The following is an 18,040-nucleotide window of genomic DNA, read 5'->3' on the forward strand; positions in this document are numbered from 1 at the left end:
CTTAATTTCCACTTTAAGTGTTAATTTTTAAATCTAAACTCTAAAATTTGCCCAAACTTAATATTACACAAATAATTACGTTTAGTAGAATATTATAACATAACTCTATGATCTTCACCAAATCTGTCTTACTAATTTTTCAGATTAACAAATATTTTTTATAAATTACAGCTTTAATTTTAACCACTAAGCTTTATATTATTTAGTTTGTAAATGTCTGTACAAAAATTCATACTAAATTTACTGCCAATTTATTAAGTTTCTAATATACTTCTTGATATAATTTTGAAATTTTAAATCTTAAAAGTTTTATAGAGATGTGATTTAAATATGATTGCATTATAACTAAAATATATAAAAATAAGACAGATAAATATAAAAATAATTACCCGTCTTATCTATAATTTTCTAAAAATTCTAAAATCAAATTTTTATATTCTTCTCTATCTTTTTTTGGAAATTCTGTATGTCCAAAAGATTTAGCAGTATATATTTTCTTCCTATCATGTTTAACTGCCCTGTACAAATTTTCTCCCATATAAGTTGGAGACAATTCATCCTTATCAGAATTAGTAATAAGAACAGGAACTGACACATCGCTCATCCATTTGCTGGCATTTATATCATTATAAGAAAAATGTAATTTAAATATTGTATATAAATTTGATGTGAATTTCATAAAAGAAGCAGGAATTTTCTGACTTTTTTCTATTTCAAAAAGTTTGTCGTCTAGCATTTCATTAGAATCATCTACAGGTGATTCTAAAATAAGATAATCAATATTTGAATCATCTCTTCCTGCTGCGATGGCAACACTTGCTCCTCCGTAAGATTCTCCCCACAAGATAATTTTACCATTCTTATCTATCTTGCTCTTCGCTGTCTTTACAGCATCTAATATATCAAATGATTCTAAAACTCCAAAAGTATTGTACAAAGCCTTGTTATCTCCAGAGTTTCTTTGGTCAATTGCTAAAACATCGTAGCCAAGATCCAAAAATACATCCATTATATGCGGAAGTGATGTTTTTGTTCCGCCTAAACCATGAACCAGTACCGCTATATTTTTATTGCCCGGATTTTTCACTAAGATAGCTGGAATTTTATGCTCATATTTGCTAGATTGAATTTCTATATATTCTACATCTTTTTCTCTTGCAAAATCTTTAAATTCCTTTTCATAACCTTTAGCAAATTTAAGTGTATCCTGCCTAGGAATAATATCTGTAAATCCATTAAAAACCTCCTTAGCTACAAATACAGAAAATCCTAAAGTAAATATTAAAATAATAATAAAGACTATAAGTAATATTTTTTTTACTTTTTTGCTCAAATTTTTCTCCTTAAATTTAAAATATTTATAATAAATAGTATCTAAAATATATAACTAGTCTTCATAAGTAGATTAAATATTTTGTAAACTTTTTGAAAATTCTTCTATTATATCCACTCATTTTTATATAGATCTTTAGCTAAGCAATATTATAGGCTTATATTGCTAAATAAAAGCAAGAGAAAAACTTGCATTAGAATAATAAGTGGCAAACCATAGATAAAATAGTCAACCCTTGTCTTGTGATTAAAGATAAACATGGAAAGCAGTCCACCGACAGAGCCTCCAATTATTGCAAGAAAAATCAGAAAAACTATCCTTATCCTATTTTTATTTTTTATTGCAAAATATTTATCTAGACCAAAGGTAAAAAAAGTAAATAGATTAATAATTATAAAATAATAAATTAAAATTTTGCTGGGATTGATATTCCAAACCCTAAAATCAATATCTTCTAATTTATAATTTTTCATAAATATCAAAATAACCACTTGAATCACAAAAATGCTTAAGGCAAAAACCCTATTCATCATATTTCCCTTATTAGACTTTCTGTCAAAAAGTATAATAAATAAAAACAGACCCAGTGATCCTCCTAAAAAACAGCTAAGCCTTGTTAGATAAGCAAAAATTTTTGTCTTTTTATTAAATTTTTTATCAATTAAAGCGAAGAAAAAAGAAATTATATTTATAAAAATTAAGTAATATAAAAATCTTTCTTCTATTATATTAATCTCTTTCATGTCTTCTCCTTCAGATATAAATTCAAAATTTACTATACTTTATCATATTCATAAAAATAATTTAAAATCAATAAATTTTTCCATAAAAATAAGGAGTCTTTAAACTCCCTATTTACTATAGATATAATGATTTTTGCTGCTGGCTGGATTTAATTTGTGGCCTTGGTAGGAAAAAGATTCAAATACTTTTTTATCAAATGATTCTGCCTTTAAAATATGGTTTGTAAGCCTTCCCCTTAATTTCTTGCTTGTGGCTGATGGTGATTTTTTATTTTCTTCTAAATTTTCATAGTTTTCATAAAAATCTATGTCAATCCAGTCTTCCATCTGTTTTTTATCAATTCTTTCAGAAAACTCCAAAGATGCTAAATTATATATTCTAGCAGACTTTAATTTTTCTGTGTAATTTTTCTTTTGCAAAGCTTTCAAGGTCTCGCCTTCAATCTTTAAACTTTTAGAAAAGTCTAACCTGTAGGGATTTATATTTGTAAGTGGACTTATTGGTCCGTAGAGTGCAGAGAGAATTACAAAGTGTTCTTTTGCAAAGTCTGACCTGCAAAGATCTTCATCTAGTTGAGAAAATGAAATTCCCTTATATCTTTCTATAGCTGCTTTGGCTGTATTTTTCCTTATATTCTTATAAAAATCAAAGACCTGGTCTCCTAGGTCTTTCTTTATCTTAAAAAATTCAAGCAATTCTTCCTTAGTCATCTTTTCAAGACTTTCTAGAATTTTTAGAGCAGTTTGGTCTAAATATGGACTCTTGTCAGAGTTTCCTAAATCCATAGTTTTACTTGGGGAGAAAATTATATACTCTTTCATTTTTATCCTTTCCTTAAATTACAAATTATTAAAATTTATTTATATTTATTAAATTTTTTATTTATGACTTATTTACTATGTATTAATTAATGATTCTTTATCACTTATTATGATTTCTATTTCAATTAACCCCAATTAATAATTCAAATTTATCTTCGACAACATTATATTCCATAAGCAAAGTGCCCTTTTTGTTGATATAATAGTGGCCCACAAGTTCTGTCAACTCATCATATATAGGATTATCTTTTCTAACTGTAACAAAATAACCCTTATCTTTTCCGTTAGCTAATTCTATTTCATAATCTGATGCTTCTACATAGAAGCTTCCATCCCCTATAATTCCAAGTTCTCTTAGTCTTTCTAGGACTTCATCGCCTGCATTGTCTTCATTTATATAATCAACTAAATAAGATTCTTCGTTTATATAAACAGCTCTTTTGCCTCCATTCCAATCTACATGCATGCCAAATAATTCTGAAATAGACCTTAGTGGTAGGTAGGTTCTGTTATTTTTCAAAAAAGGCGCTGCGTTTAAAAGTGCTGGTCCGGATTTCTTTTCATTTGAAATCCAAGCCGTACCATCGCCAATAGAAAGTTTTACATTTGTATCGCCTCTTTCTATTGTTACAGTCATATCATCTTTGTTATATCCGACTTTTGCGCCAAGATTTTCTGCAATTACTCTAACTGGAACAAAAACTCTATCCTCAAAAATAATTGGTGTCTGGTCTGATTCTAAAAAATGTCCATTAACATAAATTTTTATAGGACTTTGAACTTTATATACACTAAAAATAAATGAAGATAAAATTAAAGCAAGTAGCATTAATTTTGAAATCACATTTTTCTTTTTTAAATTTTTCATATCATCAACTTATTGTCCCCTTCCTAATTAACTTTTAGTCATCAGCACTAAGTTTTTTGATTATTCTCTTTGTTTTTTCTACATCCAATGGAGCATTTTCTTTTGTGTAGTATTCAATTTTTACTACTTTTACAACTTCTTCGTGGTCATCTTTACCTGCCGGAACAAGCACAAAATCTCCAACTTCAATTTCATCATCATCTGTTAGATAATAATAACTTTTATATCCATCTTTAAATTTTACGCTGCAAAAAATATATTCTGACTTGCGGCGTTTTATTTTGCCATAAATTGATGGATCTAAAATTTCTCCCAATATATAAATTTTTATAAAACTAAATATCTTTATTGCAAAATCTTCAAAATCTTTTGGCAAGCCTCTTTTGTCGTAACTTCCTTGAATAATCTTCTGCGGCCCTTTTCTATAGTCGATTATAATTTTATATTCTTTTATTTCATTTGGATCTTCTACAAGATCATCTGGATTGCCCTCGGCTTCTGAAAATAGTTCTTTTCCATTAAAGCTATCTAGTATAAGGTCAATCTTGTCTTTAATTTGATAGATATTATAAACTTTCCAATCGTCAGTTATCTTTCTTATATGTTCAAGGTTTTGACTTTTTCTATCAATAATTATAGCTTCCCTATAATTCCATTTAAAAATCTGTGCCTCTTCTCCATCAGGTCCTTCAATTTTCATTTTTGTGATTCTGTGGTAGTCCACTGTAATTTTATCTATAATGTTTGAATCGTTATTTCCATCAAATGCATATAAATCATCCATGTCGAGACTATCTCTTAAAAAATCTGATAAATCTATGCCTTCATATTCTAAATCTGAATCAAAAGAACCATTGTATTTATAAACTTTCCCATCCCTATCTGTTATTTCTATATTCCATCTGCCAATATCTGTAGTGAAAGTTTTATCATATCTTTTAGAAAAATAAGCTGCAAGAACAGATAATAATTTGCTGCTTGTATCTTTTTCAATTTTAAAAATTTTGCTTCGTTTTTTGGGATATGATTTTTCCCCACTACCAAATTTATAGGCGGAAAAGTAAACACGTCCCTCAGAATTTATACTAAGGCGTTGTTCTACTTCATCATCAGGATATGGAATCTTGTCAAAGGAAAGATTGTTTGAAATTATACAGACCTTTTTTATTTTGCTTTTACATGCAAAAACCTCATCTCCAGAAAGTTTTTCCAATTGCTTTAATGCCAAAATAAACCATGATCGATTTTCTTTAGATAAAATTTCTGATGAATCATCAGCCCAATATCTGAAATATACCCACTTAGAATAAATTGCAGATCCAAGCAATTGGATGTCTTTGATGTCATGGATTATTTTTTTTAGACCTTCATAATTATTTGCATGGTAGCCATATTTTTTAATAAATTCATCGCCAGAGCTGATTTTAAAAGCAAGAGCAGAACAATCATCAGCCATAGACTGGTCAAGTAAAGACTCGTATTTAATTTTTTCATCTTGAAACCTAGCCCGCCATTTCCTAGAAAAATTAAGTATAGCTTTCATTTCTGCCACTTGAATCCGCCTCCAATCGATAAAAATCTAAAGTCCATTTCTATTATCTATATACTAATTATAGACCATTTAAAAATATAATCTTTAATCTACTTATTTTAGCTAATTTAAAAACAGCAAAATTGTACCATTTTATACAAATTTATTATCTAAATATATTTATCCATTAAAAACCCCCTAATCTATATAAGATTTAGGGGGTAATTAAAGCAAATACTTATTTTATTATTGTTTTCCAAAGCTCTTCAACTGCGTTCGGTCTCATTCTCACATAGGTGTGAGTGTGGGATGCTTCGATTATTTCGTAGTATGCCCAGTATGTTTTATCTTTTAGGTCTTTAAATTCATGTATTTCTACATTTTTAAGTCCTTCTTCTTTTACAGATCTTTCAAAAAGTCTATTTAGCATTGCTGCAGTTTCTGCTCTTGTTATTTGTGCATTTGGTTTGAAAGTATTGTCTGGATATCCTAATATTCTTTCGTTGCCGTAGTTTTGATCTATAGCATCTTTGTATTTATAGCCTTCTATGTCTGTGAATGGTGCTTTTGCATCATTCTTTTTATCTATGTGAGAGATTAGTTGTGCAAGCTCTCCTCTTGTGATTTTTTCATCAGGTCTAAAGGATTCTCCTTCTTTTTCTTCCAAAATACCTTGTTTAAATGCTGCTTCTATATAAGGAGCATACCACTCATCTTTTGATACGTCTTTGTAAATGTTTTGTCCTTCAATTATTGGATAGCCTTTTAGTCTTACTAGCATTGTTACTGCTTCGGCTCTTGTGATGTTTCCTTCTGGTCTTACTGTGTTGTCTGGGTATCCAAAGATATAAGCTATGTGAGTTTCTTCTTTATTTAATTCTTGGCTATCGAAGTTAAATCTTACACCCCTTCTAGTTTCTTTTACTTGTGGTTGTGGTTCTGGCTTTGGTTCTGGTTCTGGTTTTGGTTCTGGTTTTACTTCTGGTTTTTCTTCTTCCCATTGGGCTAGGAAAGTATGGTTGTCTTTAACAGTGTAAGAATCTCCTGGTTTATATTCTGGACTACTCCAATATAAAAATTTATATCCTTCTCTCTTAGGTGCTTCCATTATTTTGATTACTTCATCAACTGGGTAGGTATCAGATTTTATTTCAGCCCCATCTGTAAACTTACCACCATTAGCATTGTATACAATCAACTTATTTGGATTTTTATAGTTTACATCGTAATTATTTAATAAACTAAGTCTAGTTAAAACTTCGTGATTAACATCTGAACTTGGATCAAATTTTAAATTAGTAAAATCAGCATAGTTGCTTGGTGGTGAAAACAGACCTGTATTAGCTACATTGCCTTTAAATAAAGTTTTATTGTCTACTTTTAAATTTTTATAGGCATTTTCATCAGTAATAGGGTCTTCGTATTTGTGAGAATTAGTGAAAATAGCTCCACCTTCTCCAAATGCTATATTCTTGGTAAAATTTGTACCTGAAATATTAGATTTTGCACTCTTAAAAATATAAAGAGCCCCACCATTATAAGCTGTATTATCACTAAAATTAGAATCTTTTATTGTAGCATCTTCATAACTAATAATAGCTCCACCATAATTTGAAATGTTTTCTTCAAAACTAGATTCTTCTATAGTTAATTTTGTGTTGGCATATATTGCTCCACCTTGGCTAGTTATATATTTTCCTTGTTCTACCTCAAACATACCATTGTTTTCAAATGTAGCTCCCTTTATATCTAATTTATTAGCACTAGAATAAATAGCTCCACCATATTTCCCAGCGAAATTATCACTAAAAGTACCACCATTTATTTCTACATCAGCGAAGGAAGCAATTACTCCACCATTTTTATTTGCAAAGTTATTTTTAAAAGTAGTACCAGATATATACAATGTTGAATTAGTATAGATCGCTCCACCTTGTAAATGTTCGCCAGTTATAGTTTTTATTGCTTTATTGCCTTCAAAAGTTGCTCCAGTAATATTTATCGTACAATCGTCCTCAGTTGTACATATAGCTCCACCTAAATCTGCTTGGTTATTTGATAGTGTTGATCCATTGATAGTTAAAGTATTCTTACCTAATAATCTAATAGCTCCACCCATGCTAGCTTTACAGTCCTTAATTGTAGTAGAAACATCCATAGTAAGCTTTGCTTCGGGATCTAACTTTATAGCTCCTCCGAAATTTGTATAATATTTGTCCGCATAACCATTTTGTATTGTAATATTTTCTAAGTTTAAAACACCTTTTTCACTTACCATCACGCAACAATACTTATTACTACCATCGATTGTAAGATTTTTTATAGTTGCTGTTCTTTCTTCTGCATCTAATCCGTTAGTTCCAAAACCTGCCCATAAAATTGTTTTTTGTTGATCATCCTTCCTGGAAATTGTATGTCCATCACCGTCTATTACAACATTAAAATTTACAAACGCATAACACCAACCAGTGTCATCATAAAACTTAGGATCACGTTCAACAAGCCAATCTTTTTTTAATTTAATATACCAGGTAAGTTTCTCTTGTCCATGAACTTTTAGTGGACTGTTATTTAATAAAAATCCCGCATCATACGCACTGTGATGTCTAAATTGAATTTCTGTGAAAATTGGCCCTGCTGGTTTTTCAACTCCTGAATCCTCGGCATCAATATAACTTTCGCTTATTTTTACACCATTGAGTGCAAATGCTTGTCCATCTTCTCTTTGAAAAATCATAAAGCAATCTTTGGCTACTTCATTGTATTGAGCTTCTGTAATTTTGTAATAGATTTTAAAAGAATCAGTATTACCATTTCTATTGTCATAAGTCTTTACACCATAATAATTTCCATTTATATCCTTGGCTATGGTGTTAATGGTGCTTAAATCAAAACTACCAGGATCTGTTACAGGATCTTGAACGATTTCTTCGCCAATTTCAATAGAATCTACCGGAGATTCTTCCCTAACATCTTCTGTCCTATCATCATCTGGCACTTCTTCTTTAAGTATTGGCTTAGTTTCTTCTTGTACCGGCTCCTCATCAGCTTTATTAAGATCACCAATATTAAGATAAGTAGGGTCAGCTTCTTCTAACTGTACTTTACTAACTTCATCATCCAGACCTTGGTCGGCATATACTAATCTTCCACTAAAAACAGATAATATCATTAGTAATGCTAGACTAAAGGCAACAATATTCTTTCTTTTCATCATTTCCTCCTTTTGTTTGTAAATTTCTTCACAAAATAACAAGATTATTTAAGCTTTATCAACTGCTTATCATTGCAAAAATTAATATAGTAAATATGAGCAGCTAAATTTATCTGATCTTGAAATAATATGTAAAATCTTATCATTTATTTGTACTATCTATTTTAATTATAGCATGAAAATGGCTATTTTATCATGATAATCAAGTGAATCTTATTTTTAAGCTAGATATTTTAATCTTTAATTAATTATTGAAGCCTAAAAACATTTTTCTATCACTTTTTAGTCGCAGTTTGAATTAAACTAATAAAAAAGGAGATCTTTTGAGCTCCTAATTTAATAAATTTATTTTTTATAAAAGTAAACACTAATATCCAGCATCATTTAGCAAGATTTCTAAATTCACATCTTTTGTATCAACGCTATAGCTTCCACACGGCTTGAGTGGTCAGTATGTATAATTTTAATATTTTAAGTAAGCGTAGTATGTGAGAATATATCCATCAGTATATTTCTTATGTTTTAAATTATCTCTAAATCTAAATTTACTTATAATATATAATTATCATTTGTATAAATAAAATACCATCAATATAGTAAACGAGATTTATCAAAATTTATTTATTATTTTTGGTTTTTCTATTACATAGTCTTTTGAGTGTTCTTCAAATATAACTTCTTTTTTCTTGTTCAGTCTTTCTATTCGCATAATTTACCTCCCATATCACAGGCAAGAAAATAACACTTATTTTTAACATCCTACACAATCCTTCATTCTCATATTTTTGGGACAGATAAGAGAATTTTAAGTAAACAAAAAAGACCTACTAAAGATTTCCTTTAATAGGTCTGAAATATAAAAATAACTATTAACTTGTGATTAGGGAAATGAGATAATTAATCGTTCCATTTTCAATCAATATATAGAGACCGAGCCCAATAAACACGACTGGTACAATAATTTTTTCGTACTTTTCTACAATCTCTCCGATAGCAGAAATTGAGGCGAGATTTTGAGATAATTTGCATAGAATCAAAATTCCTAACGCAAATATTACTAGACTTATACCAATCTCAATCAAACTCTTTCCTGTAAAATAGGGAATATAAATTCCTAAATTATCTCCACCCATTGCCACTGTTAAACTTGTAAATGCTAAGATTTTTGATCCATCTCCGGTAATTTTTCCCTCGATGTCTTCTTCATCAATATCTTCATCCACAAAAATTGCTCTTATACCAAGACCTAGTGGAATTAGACCAAGGAGTCCGATAATCCAATCTTGTGGAATAAAATTTAAAAAGTAAGCGGCAATAAGACTAACCAGAACAAGCAGTCCTGTACCTAAATACTGTCCTGCATAAATTGATTTCAAACCTTTCTTGCCTTGACTGGCGAATAAAATAGTCAAAACAACTAAGTAGTCAATTGATGTAGAGACAAAAACTAATAAAGCGGATACTATTGTTTCCATTATTTCTCCTTTCAAAATGTTTAATTTTTTAGACAATCAAAAATTGACTGCAAACACATTGTGCCTTGGCAGTTGCCAAAGGAGACAATTGAAGAAATAATTTCACAATTTTCCCACCTTTTCTTTAAATATTATCTAAAGTTTACTAAAATAGTCGGATTTCGTCAAGTATGCTGATAGATATCCACGCAAACTATAGAGATTGAAATTATATAAAATTAGATATACCAAACATTATTTATTTAATATTGAACCATCTCATTCACTCTTTTCTGAACTGCGTACTAATCATATCCAGCTTGTAGATTAAGTCCATGACCAGTAGATGCTGGATGAGTAATGGCTACAGGAATTTTACCTTGATTCCATTCTTTAAAGTCTTCATTTATTTTAAGTTCTCATACATCAAATTTATATTTTATTCTTCTTTCATTTAAATAAATCTATAAATTTTGAGTAAAATTCCTGAAGTGAATTAAACTAAACTACTATGAAAAATGAAAGAGTAGAATTTGTGAAATTTATGACTATATATTTATCCAAACAATAAATGCAGAAAAGGTATCATCGTATTTATCATATTTGGAACATATTATTAAAAATAAGGAATTAAAAAAGCGATAAATATAAATCAATGATAACCTTACAAATCGTACTGGGAATAAATTGGAAAACAAACGCAATAATCTTTGCTTACATTTATTAAAAAGACTTGACATATTTCGTTTACAATAGTAGACTTATTTTGAGCATATTCGTTTACTTCTGTAGACAACGAGGGGGAAAGGAAAATGAGCAAAATAGAATTTAATACTTATATCACAGATGCTGAATGGGAGGTCATGCGTGTAGTTTGGGCAAATGATCGAGTAACTAGTAAAAAAGTCATCTCCATATTGAAAGAAAAAATGGACTGGACACAATCCACTATCAAAACGATCTTAGGTCGATTAGTTGAAAAAGGCGTACTAAATACAGAGCAAGAAGGTAGAAAGTTTATTTACACTGCCAATATTGAAGAGAAAGAAGCCGTAAGGGATTATGCAGAAGATATTTTTAACCGTATTTGCAATAAGAAAGTCGGAAATGTAATAGGAAGCATCATTGAAGATCATGTCTTAAGCTTCGATGATATAGATCGACTAGAAAAAATATTAGAGATGAAAAAATCTTTCGCAGTAGAAGAAGTGGATTGCAATTGTCCAGAAGGACAATGCGAATGTCATTTACATCATCATGAAGAATAAGGAGGAATTTAAAATGAATAATGACAACAGATATTCGTCCCATAATCACCATGATTATGACGACATGGATAAGTTAAAACACGAGCATGGAATCACAGATGAACATGGAGACCATAAGGATCAACATCAAGTACATCATGATGGGCATGATCACAGCGGGCACAGTGGGCATGACCACCATCATCACGGTAACTTTAAGGAACTTTTCTTAAAATCATTGCCACTAGGAATCATTATTATGCTCTTATCCCCTATGGCTGGGTTTGACCTACCATTCCAGTTTACTTTTCCATATTCTGATATTGTAGTAGCTATTTTATCTACTATATTAATTATTTATGGTGGACGTCCATTCTATCAAGGGGCAGTTGACGAATTTAAACAAAAAGAACCTGGAATGATGGCTCTCGTATCTTTAGGTTTAAGTGTCTCATATTTATACAGTATTTATACTGTAATAGCAAGCTACGTAACAGGTGAACAAATTATGGATTTTTTCTTTGAATTTGCTTCATTACTATTAATCATGTTATTAGGTCACTGGATTGAGATGAAAGCTATTGGAGAAGCAGGAGATGCACAAGAAGAACTGGCTAAGTTAGTGCCGAAAGATGCTCATGTTGTATTAGAAGATGATTCCATTGAAACACGTCCAGTTGCTGACTTAAAAGTAGGTGATTTAATTCGTGTTCAAGCCGGAGAAAATGTACCAGCAGATGGAACTATCGAACGTGGCGAATCACGTTTAAATGAAGCTCTTCTAACTGGGGAGTCAAAAGCAGTAAAAAAAGGCCCTGGCGATGAAGTAATCGGGGGCTCAACAAATGGAGAAGGGGTTCTTTATATTAAAGTACTTGAGACAGGTGATAAGTCCTTTATCTCTCAAGTACAGGATTTAATCAGCCAAGCTCAAAGTCAACCTTCTCGTGCAGAAAATATTGCGCAAAAGGTTGCAGGTTGGCTCTTCTATATTGCTGTTATTGTCGCGCTAATTGCTTTTGTAGTATGGACGCTTATAGCGGACATCCCAACGGCAGTAAAATTTGCTATCACAACATTAGTTATAGCTTGTCCTCACGCCTTGGGTCTTGCTATTCCACTGGTCACCGCCCGTAGCACAAGCTTAGGAGCTAGCCGTGGCTTACTAGTAAAAGACCGCCAGTCTTTAGAAATAGCTCAAGATGCAGATGTGATGATTTTAGATAAGACAGGTACTTTAACAACTGGTGAGTTTAAAGTATTAGATGTAAAACTTCTTAATGACAAATATACAAAAGAGGAAATCATTTCACTATTGGCAGGTATTGAAGGAGGGTCTAGTCACCCTATTGCTCAATCAATTATAAGTTTCGCCGAGCATCAAGATATACGTCCAGCATCTTTTGATTCGATTGATGTGATTTCCGGTGCTGGAGTAGAGGGTAAAGCAGGCGGGCACCGTTACCAATTAATCAGTCAAAAAGCATACGGACGTAATCTAGATATGGATATTCCAAAAGGAGCAACCCTCAGTGTCTTAGTAGAAAACGATGATGCCATTGGTGCTGTAGCTTTAGGGGATGAATTAAAAGCAACTAGTAAAGAATTAATTAAAGCTCTTAAAAAGAACAATATAGAGCCGATTATGGCAACAGGTGATAATGAAAAAGCAGCTCAAGGCGCGGCAGAAGATTTAGGGATTGAATATAGATCAAATCAATCTCCACAAGACAAATATGAGTTAGTTAAAACACTTAAAGATGAAGGAAAAAAAGTTATCATGGTAGGTGACGGTGTCAATGATGCTCCTTCTCTTGCCTTAGCAGACGTTGGTATAGCGGTCGGTGCAGGAACTCAAGTGGCGTTGGATTCAGCTGATGTCATCTTGACTCAATCTGATCCAGGAGATATTGAATCATTTATTGAATTAGCACACAAAACAACTCGTAAAATGAAACAAAATCTCTTTTGGGGAGCTGGTTATAACTTTATAGCTATCCCTCTAGCTGCAGGAATTTTGGCCCCTATTGGTATCACATTAAGTCCTGCAGTAGGAGCAATTCTAATGTCTGTGTCAACAGTCATCGTCGCCATTAATGCTATTTTATTAAGTTTAGATCCAAAAAATAACGGTTAACAGATCGAATGATTGAAACTCCTTAAAGTATCAAGATACAATAGTTTTACAGGAAAAAAAGAGATGTAAGTACTGGCTCTTTGTAAAATCGTGTTGGTAGAAGTAGACGATTTTTCTACCAACACGATTTTTAATTTATTATAGAACTGACTTCTTTTAAAATCCTAAAATCCATTGATTTCAACTGTTTTATAGCTTGTCATTCTATTTTCTTGACATCAATACTACACTCTCAGCAGGCGATTTCTGCCAATCGAAGCTCCCTATTCAGTCGCTTCTCTTGGGAAATCTTTGCATGAGACCTGCCTCTACTTTTCAGCGTCTCTTCGCTCCTTGACAAGTAGGGCTAGGACTTCAACATGGCTTGAGTGGCCAGTATGGATAAAACTTGATATTTTTTTAAAGCCTCGTATGTGGAAATATATCCATAACAAATCAGTTAAATTCTTCATTATAAGTCCAAGCTCTCCTTGTTTAACAAAAAGTCAAATAAATTAATAGTGAGTATTCCATTTTCATCTAAAAATGGTTTTATTAGATCTTTCACGATAATAATTTTCTTAAATGAGTCATCAATATTTAACAAGGAGGCTTTTTCTTGATTTATTTTTTCTATGGAAGGGAGGCTATATGCAGATTGAATATAATATCTTTTATTTCCAAGGTTGGCTATGAAATCAACTTCCAGCTGTTTCTTTATATCTTTATTATTGACATTTTCCCTTTTAATGACCATTCCTACATCAACCATATATCCACGATATCTTAATTCGTTATAAATGATATTTTCCATTAGGTGGGTTGGTTCTATCTGTCTAAAGTTTAATCTTGCATTTCTCAACCCTACGTCTTCAAAGTATATTTTATAAGGCGTGCCTATATATTTTCTCCCTTTAACATCATAGCGATAGACTCTTTTTAAGATAAAAGAATCTTCAAAGTAGCCTATAAATTTATCAATGGTATTGGCTGAAATCTTTGATTGTTTTATAGACTTAAAAGTTGAAGCTATTTTACTTGGATTCGTAAGACTTGAAATTCCTGATGCTAAAATATTAAGTAAGTCTTCTAGTTCAGAAGTTAAGCGTATGTCATACCTATGAACAATATCTCGTAAATATACATTTTCGAGTTGCCCCTTTAGATAATTCATCTTATCTTCATCCGTTTTCATTAAAGCCCCAGCTGGTAAACCGCCGTAAACTTGATATTCAGCAAAAGCATCTTCCTTGTCGCCATCAAAAGTTTGAAGAAATTCAGAAAATACAAGGGGCATAATATGGATCTCATCACCCCTACCTGCAAATTCAGTGATTACATCTTTAGATAGAAACTTTGAATTGCTTCCCGTGACATAGACATCAAAATTATCTTGACGCAAAAATCCATTTAAGACTTGCTCAAAAGATTTAAGCAATTGAACTTCATCTAAGAGGATATAAAATTTTTCCTTGTCATTAGTTTTGCTCATGATATAGTCTAAAAACTTTTTTGGATCTATTAATCTTTCACCGCTTAGTAAATCTAAATCCATTAAATCTTCGTCAATTTTTAATAAATCTCTTCCTGAATCAAAGGCAAATTTTATAATATGTTTATTATCTACTCCATTTTCAAGCAAATGATTATAAAAAAGATTATTAAGCAAGTAAGATTTACCGCTCCTTCTAATTCCTGTAATAATCTTAATGAATCCATTGTCTTTTTTTCGTATTAATTTATCTAGATAGTAATCACGTTTTATTTCCATAAACCTACACCTTTTTCTATTTAGAATTATTTCCGTTTTGGAACTTAATCTAAGTACATTATAAAGAATAAGGTCATATAGTTCAAATCTATTTAGAAATAATTCCATATAGGACATATTTCGAAGTTAGTTTTACACCGTTTAAATTATTTTTAATATCCTTAAAGTGTTTGTCAATTTTCATTCAAGTACTTGGTCATTTTTTTATACTTATTGAACAAGCCATTACCATACATGGTAGGACTATTTTTGTAATTAAAAGACCCGACTTACACCACTTTAAGAGGCATGTCGGGTTCTGTTGGCTTTATTGTGTATTTAGTTTTTATCCTTGTCAATTTTCTATTTCAACTTCAACTGAAGATTTAAATATTACTTTAAGATTTTCATCTAGCCAAATTGTTATATTTCTTTGCAATGATTCATTAGCAAAAGAAACATCATCAGTAGTTTTTTTTATTCTATCTTCAAAAAGTTTAGGAATTTTTATCATAACAATACCTAAAATTGTTGCTACTATAAATATAATATAGTGGAATTTGATAAGTGCAAGCGTTACAAATATAATTGTACTTATTATAGAAAAAATTTTTAATAACGAACCAAGACTCTTCTCTATTAATAGAATATCAGTAGTCATCATATTTATATATTTAGAAAAATCAACAATACCTTCATTGTTATTTAGGTCATCACAAACTCTTCCTACACTTAGGGTTCGTAATTTTTTAGAAAGAAACTGTAAAAATATTTGTTCCTTTATGTTAGCGTAATTTCTGAAAAAAACTGATATTGTCCAAAAAAATGTAGCTATTATTAAATAATTAATGAAGGAGAACACATTGCCCTCGATAAGCCTATCTACACTTGTAGCTAGCTGCAATGCAGCCACTATATCCATAGCTGGATATAGTATATATATAATTACCAAAAAAACAAACTTTTTTACCTCTATTTGCAATAAATCTGTAATTTTCATAATATTCAAGCCTTTTAAATTTGCCTATCCACCATTTTAGTTTTCTCTGTCTTCAACAAACAAACTATTACAGTAATAACAATACATATTATAATAAAAAATATATTTAAATATAGACACACTTTAATTGGAAGATTTGCTCCTATAGTAATTTCATTTATACTAAATTCCTTGGTAAATTTAACCAACATTATAGAAATTACCATAATTATCATAATATTGGCGGAAAAAATAGTAGCCAGAATTTCTACTAAATTTTCTAGAATTATTTCCCCTCTAGTAAAGCCCATTCTAAATAATAATTTAAAATCATCTTCTTTAAAAGAAATTAAAGATATTATATTTTGAGCAATAATTACCAACGCTAAAATCATACAAGGGAAATAAAGAAATTTTATTGTTGTAAATTCATGATCAGAAAAATTCTTTAAGTATTCGTTTACATCTTCTGAACCTGTCAAAACTCTTGAACTTGGTAAAATTTTTTTAACTTTCTTTTCTAATTCAGCCTTTCCAATGCTTGAGTTACTCATATATAACTTGTTATCAATCTTTTCAAGTCCTTGCAAGAATTCATTTGAATTATAGTCAATATATATTTTCGGCAATAACAGGTAAGGCACAGATTTAAAAACTGCTACCACATTATATGTCTTCTTTTCTCCATTATAATATGTAATTTTTATTTCATCTCCAAGTTCATAATCATTACTTGCACCAATCTTATTTTTAGATATATTATCTATACTTCCTGCCTCTAGGTCTAAATTAACCATAAGACTCTTATCATTAATGTAATTAACTCCTACATAATGATCATCTTCTGCAGCATCATAATAGCTTAAAGTGTTTGTAATTATTAAATCTTGTGTACCCTTAATCTCTAATAGCTTTTCTTGAGCATAAGCATCTATTTTTGTTGGATTTATAATGGCATATATCCCTTCTCCCATTTTCTTATTTTGAGCATTATACTCTCTATTCATCCTTACTACACTTACCTCTGAAAAAAGTGCAAAAATCGAAGGTATTATAACTGCTAAAAGAATGGGTGTGGCAAGCGAAAGATTTTTTTGTGTATTCATTAAAACTCGACCTCTACAATAAGAAGCTAATGCCGAATTTTTTAACACCAAGACTTTTGCTATTAAACTAGAAAATTTCGGAATCAATATAGGGGCCACAATTATAACAAGAGCTATCGCTAAAGCTCCAACTCCTTGAATATCTATTATAGTCCCTGTTTCTACCGGCTTAATTAAAGTATAATATAGAAATATGAAAAATAATATTAAACCAATAATAGCTCTTAGAATAATATTTCTCTTGCTAAGAGTTGCTATCTCGTTTGATTTAATAAATAGATCTATAGGCCTTGTCTTTATAACATTTATGCTTGCTGTTAAACTTGCTATAATAACCATAACAAAAATAGCTAATAAACTTATTACGCTAGATTGTAATCCTGGTCTTAGATTAACCATTAAAAGACTATCATATCCTGGCTTGAAAATAAAATAAAAGAAAAACTTTACATAAGCTTTTATAAAAAATCTAGACAAAAATATTCCAAGAACCGAAGCTATAATATTTAAAATTAAAGTTCTAAATAAAAGAATTTCAATAATCTCTTTATTATTTAGACTATTAAGTTTTAAAAGAGCCCAATCTTTATCTTCCTGCTTTATTGAAAAATAAATTGTCCCTACTAAAAGTAAAAACCCAAAAAATAAAATCATTAAAAATTGAAGTTGAGATCCATTCACTAAGTCTCCAAGTATAAGATTATTTTTTTTTCTATTAAATGTAGAAAAAATTAAATCATTATTTGGGTTTAATGTAGCCAAATACCACGCAGATGTTAAACTTAGAGTTATAGAGATTAAGGTCATAGATAAAAACATCCATAAGTTAACTAGCTTATTTTTCCAAATCATCCTTATAGCAATTTTTACTTTCATC

At 30.3% G+C, this 18,040-nt stretch carries 12 protein-coding genes; 2 read left to right on the forward strand and 10 right to left on the reverse strand.

All coding sequences use genetic code 11. The features are described from left to right. Positions 1-394 precede the first annotated feature (394 nt). The 7 genes from HGPB_RS02995 to HGPB_RS03025 form a co-directional block, all read right to left on the reverse strand. On the reverse strand, positions 395-1,333 hold the full coding sequence (locus HGPB_RS02995) for an alpha/beta hydrolase (RefSeq protein WP_019132207.1): 939 nt from the start codon (positions 1,331-1,333) through the stop codon (positions 395-397). Between the two features lie 149 nt (positions 1,334-1,482). Continuing rightward, positions 1,483-2,076 (reverse strand): DUF1294 domain-containing protein, encoded by a 594-nt coding sequence (locus HGPB_RS08440; protein WP_019132208.1) that lies wholly within the window; start codon positions 2,074-2,076, stop codon positions 1,483-1,485. A gap of 108 nt (positions 2,077-2,184) precedes the next feature. Then, positions 2,185-2,898, reverse strand: coding sequence for a peroxide stress protein YaaA (gene yaaA / locus HGPB_RS03005; protein ID WP_019132209.1), 714 nt, complete (start codon positions 2,896-2,898; stop codon positions 2,185-2,187). Positions 2,899-3,019: 121 nt separating this feature from the next. Then, on the reverse strand, positions 3,020-3,766 hold the full coding sequence (locus HGPB_RS03010) for a copper amine oxidase N-terminal domain-containing protein (protein WP_019132210.1): 747 nt from the start codon (positions 3,764-3,766) through the stop codon (positions 3,020-3,022). Positions 3,767-3,800: 34 nt separating this feature from the next. Continuing rightward, the gene (locus HGPB_RS03015; RefSeq protein ID WP_019132211.1) at positions 3,801-5,318 is read right to left on the reverse strand and encodes a hypothetical protein; all 1,518 of its coding nucleotides are present in this window, start codon (positions 5,316-5,318) and stop codon (positions 3,801-3,803) included. 217 nt (positions 5,319-5,535) lie between these two features. Beyond that, entirely contained in the window at positions 5,536-8,511 is a 2,976-nt protein-coding gene (locus HGPB_RS08445) for an S-layer homology domain-containing protein (protein ID WP_019132212.1), read from the reverse strand. A gap of 869 nt (positions 8,512-9,380) precedes the next feature. Further along, the gene (locus HGPB_RS03025; RefSeq protein WP_019132214.1) at positions 9,381-9,986 is read right to left on the reverse strand and encodes a CadD family cadmium resistance transporter; all 606 of its coding nucleotides are present in this window, start codon (positions 9,984-9,986) and stop codon (positions 9,381-9,383) included. 791 nt (positions 9,987-10,777) lie between these two features. Between HGPB_RS03025 and HGPB_RS03030 the strand changes: the two genes are divergently transcribed. After that, the gene (locus tag HGPB_RS03030) at positions 10,778-11,233 is read left to right on the forward strand and encodes a CopY/TcrY family copper transport repressor (protein WP_019132215.1); all 456 of its coding nucleotides are present in this window, start codon (positions 10,778-10,780) and stop codon (positions 11,231-11,233) included. A gap of 13 nt (positions 11,234-11,246) precedes the next feature. After that, positions 11,247-13,349 (forward strand): heavy metal translocating P-type ATPase, encoded by a 2,103-nt coding sequence (locus HGPB_RS03035; RefSeq protein ID WP_019132216.1) that lies wholly within the window; start codon positions 11,247-11,249, stop codon positions 13,347-13,349. A gap of 451 nt (positions 13,350-13,800) precedes the next feature. Here HGPB_RS03035 and HGPB_RS03040 read toward each other — a convergent pair whose 3' ends face one another. The 3 genes from HGPB_RS03040 to HGPB_RS03050 form a co-directional block, all read right to left on the reverse strand. Next, positions 13,801-15,099 (reverse strand): ATP-binding protein, encoded by a 1,299-nt coding sequence (locus HGPB_RS03040; RefSeq protein ID WP_019132217.1) that lies wholly within the window; start codon positions 15,097-15,099, stop codon positions 13,801-13,803. A gap of 334 nt (positions 15,100-15,433) precedes the next feature. Continuing rightward, positions 15,434-16,078 (reverse strand): hypothetical protein, encoded by a 645-nt coding sequence (locus HGPB_RS03045; RefSeq protein ID WP_019132218.1) that lies wholly within the window; start codon positions 16,076-16,078, stop codon positions 15,434-15,436. 14 nt (positions 16,079-16,092) lie between these two features. Continuing rightward, the gene (locus HGPB_RS03050) at positions 16,093-18,039 is read right to left on the reverse strand and encodes an FtsX-like permease family protein (RefSeq protein ID WP_019132219.1); all 1,947 of its coding nucleotides are present in this window, start codon (positions 18,037-18,039) and stop codon (positions 16,093-16,095) included. Between the last annotated feature and the right edge of the window lies 1 nt (position 18,040).

It is taken from the genome of Peptoniphilus obesi ph1, from assembly GCF_000311865.1.
In the GTDB taxonomy this organism is placed as follows: Bacteria; Bacillota; Clostridia; order Tissierellales; family Peptoniphilaceae; genus Peptoniphilus_E; species Peptoniphilus_E obesi.

Coding starts and splice junctions, on each gene's coding strand:
- HGPB_RS08445 (WP_019132212.1), bottom strand. CDS start 8,511: ATGAAAAGAAAGAATATTGTTGCCTTTAGTCTAGCATTACTAATGATA.
- yaaA (WP_019132209.1), bottom strand. CDS start 2,898: ATGAAAGAGTATATAATTTTCTCCCCAAGTAAAACTATGGATTTAGGA.
- HGPB_RS03040 (WP_019132217.1), bottom strand. CDS start 15,099: ATGGAAATAAAACGTGATTACTATCTAGATAAATTAATACGAAAAAAA.
- HGPB_RS03025 (WP_019132214.1), bottom strand. CDS start 9,986: ATGGAAACAATAGTATCCGCTTTATTAGTTTTTGTCTCTACATCAATT.
- HGPB_RS03010 (WP_019132210.1), bottom strand. CDS start 3,766: ATGAAAAATTTAAAAAAGAAAAATGTGATTTCAAAATTAATGCTACTT.
- HGPB_RS03030 (WP_019132215.1), top strand. CDS start 10,778: ATGAGCAAAATAGAATTTAATACTTATATCACAGATGCTGAATGGGAG.
- HGPB_RS08440 (WP_019132208.1), bottom strand. CDS start 2,076: ATGAAAGAGATTAATATAATAGAAGAAAGATTTTTATATTACTTAATT.
- HGPB_RS03050 (WP_019132219.1), bottom strand. CDS start 18,039: ATGAAAGTAAAAATTGCTATAAGGATGATTTGGAAAAATAAGCTAGTT.
- HGPB_RS03045 (WP_019132218.1), bottom strand. CDS start 16,078: ATGAAAATTACAGATTTATTGCAAATAGAGGTAAAAAAGTTTGTTTTT.
- HGPB_RS03035 (WP_019132216.1), top strand. CDS start 11,247: ATGAATAATGACAACAGATATTCGTCCCATAATCACCATGATTATGAC.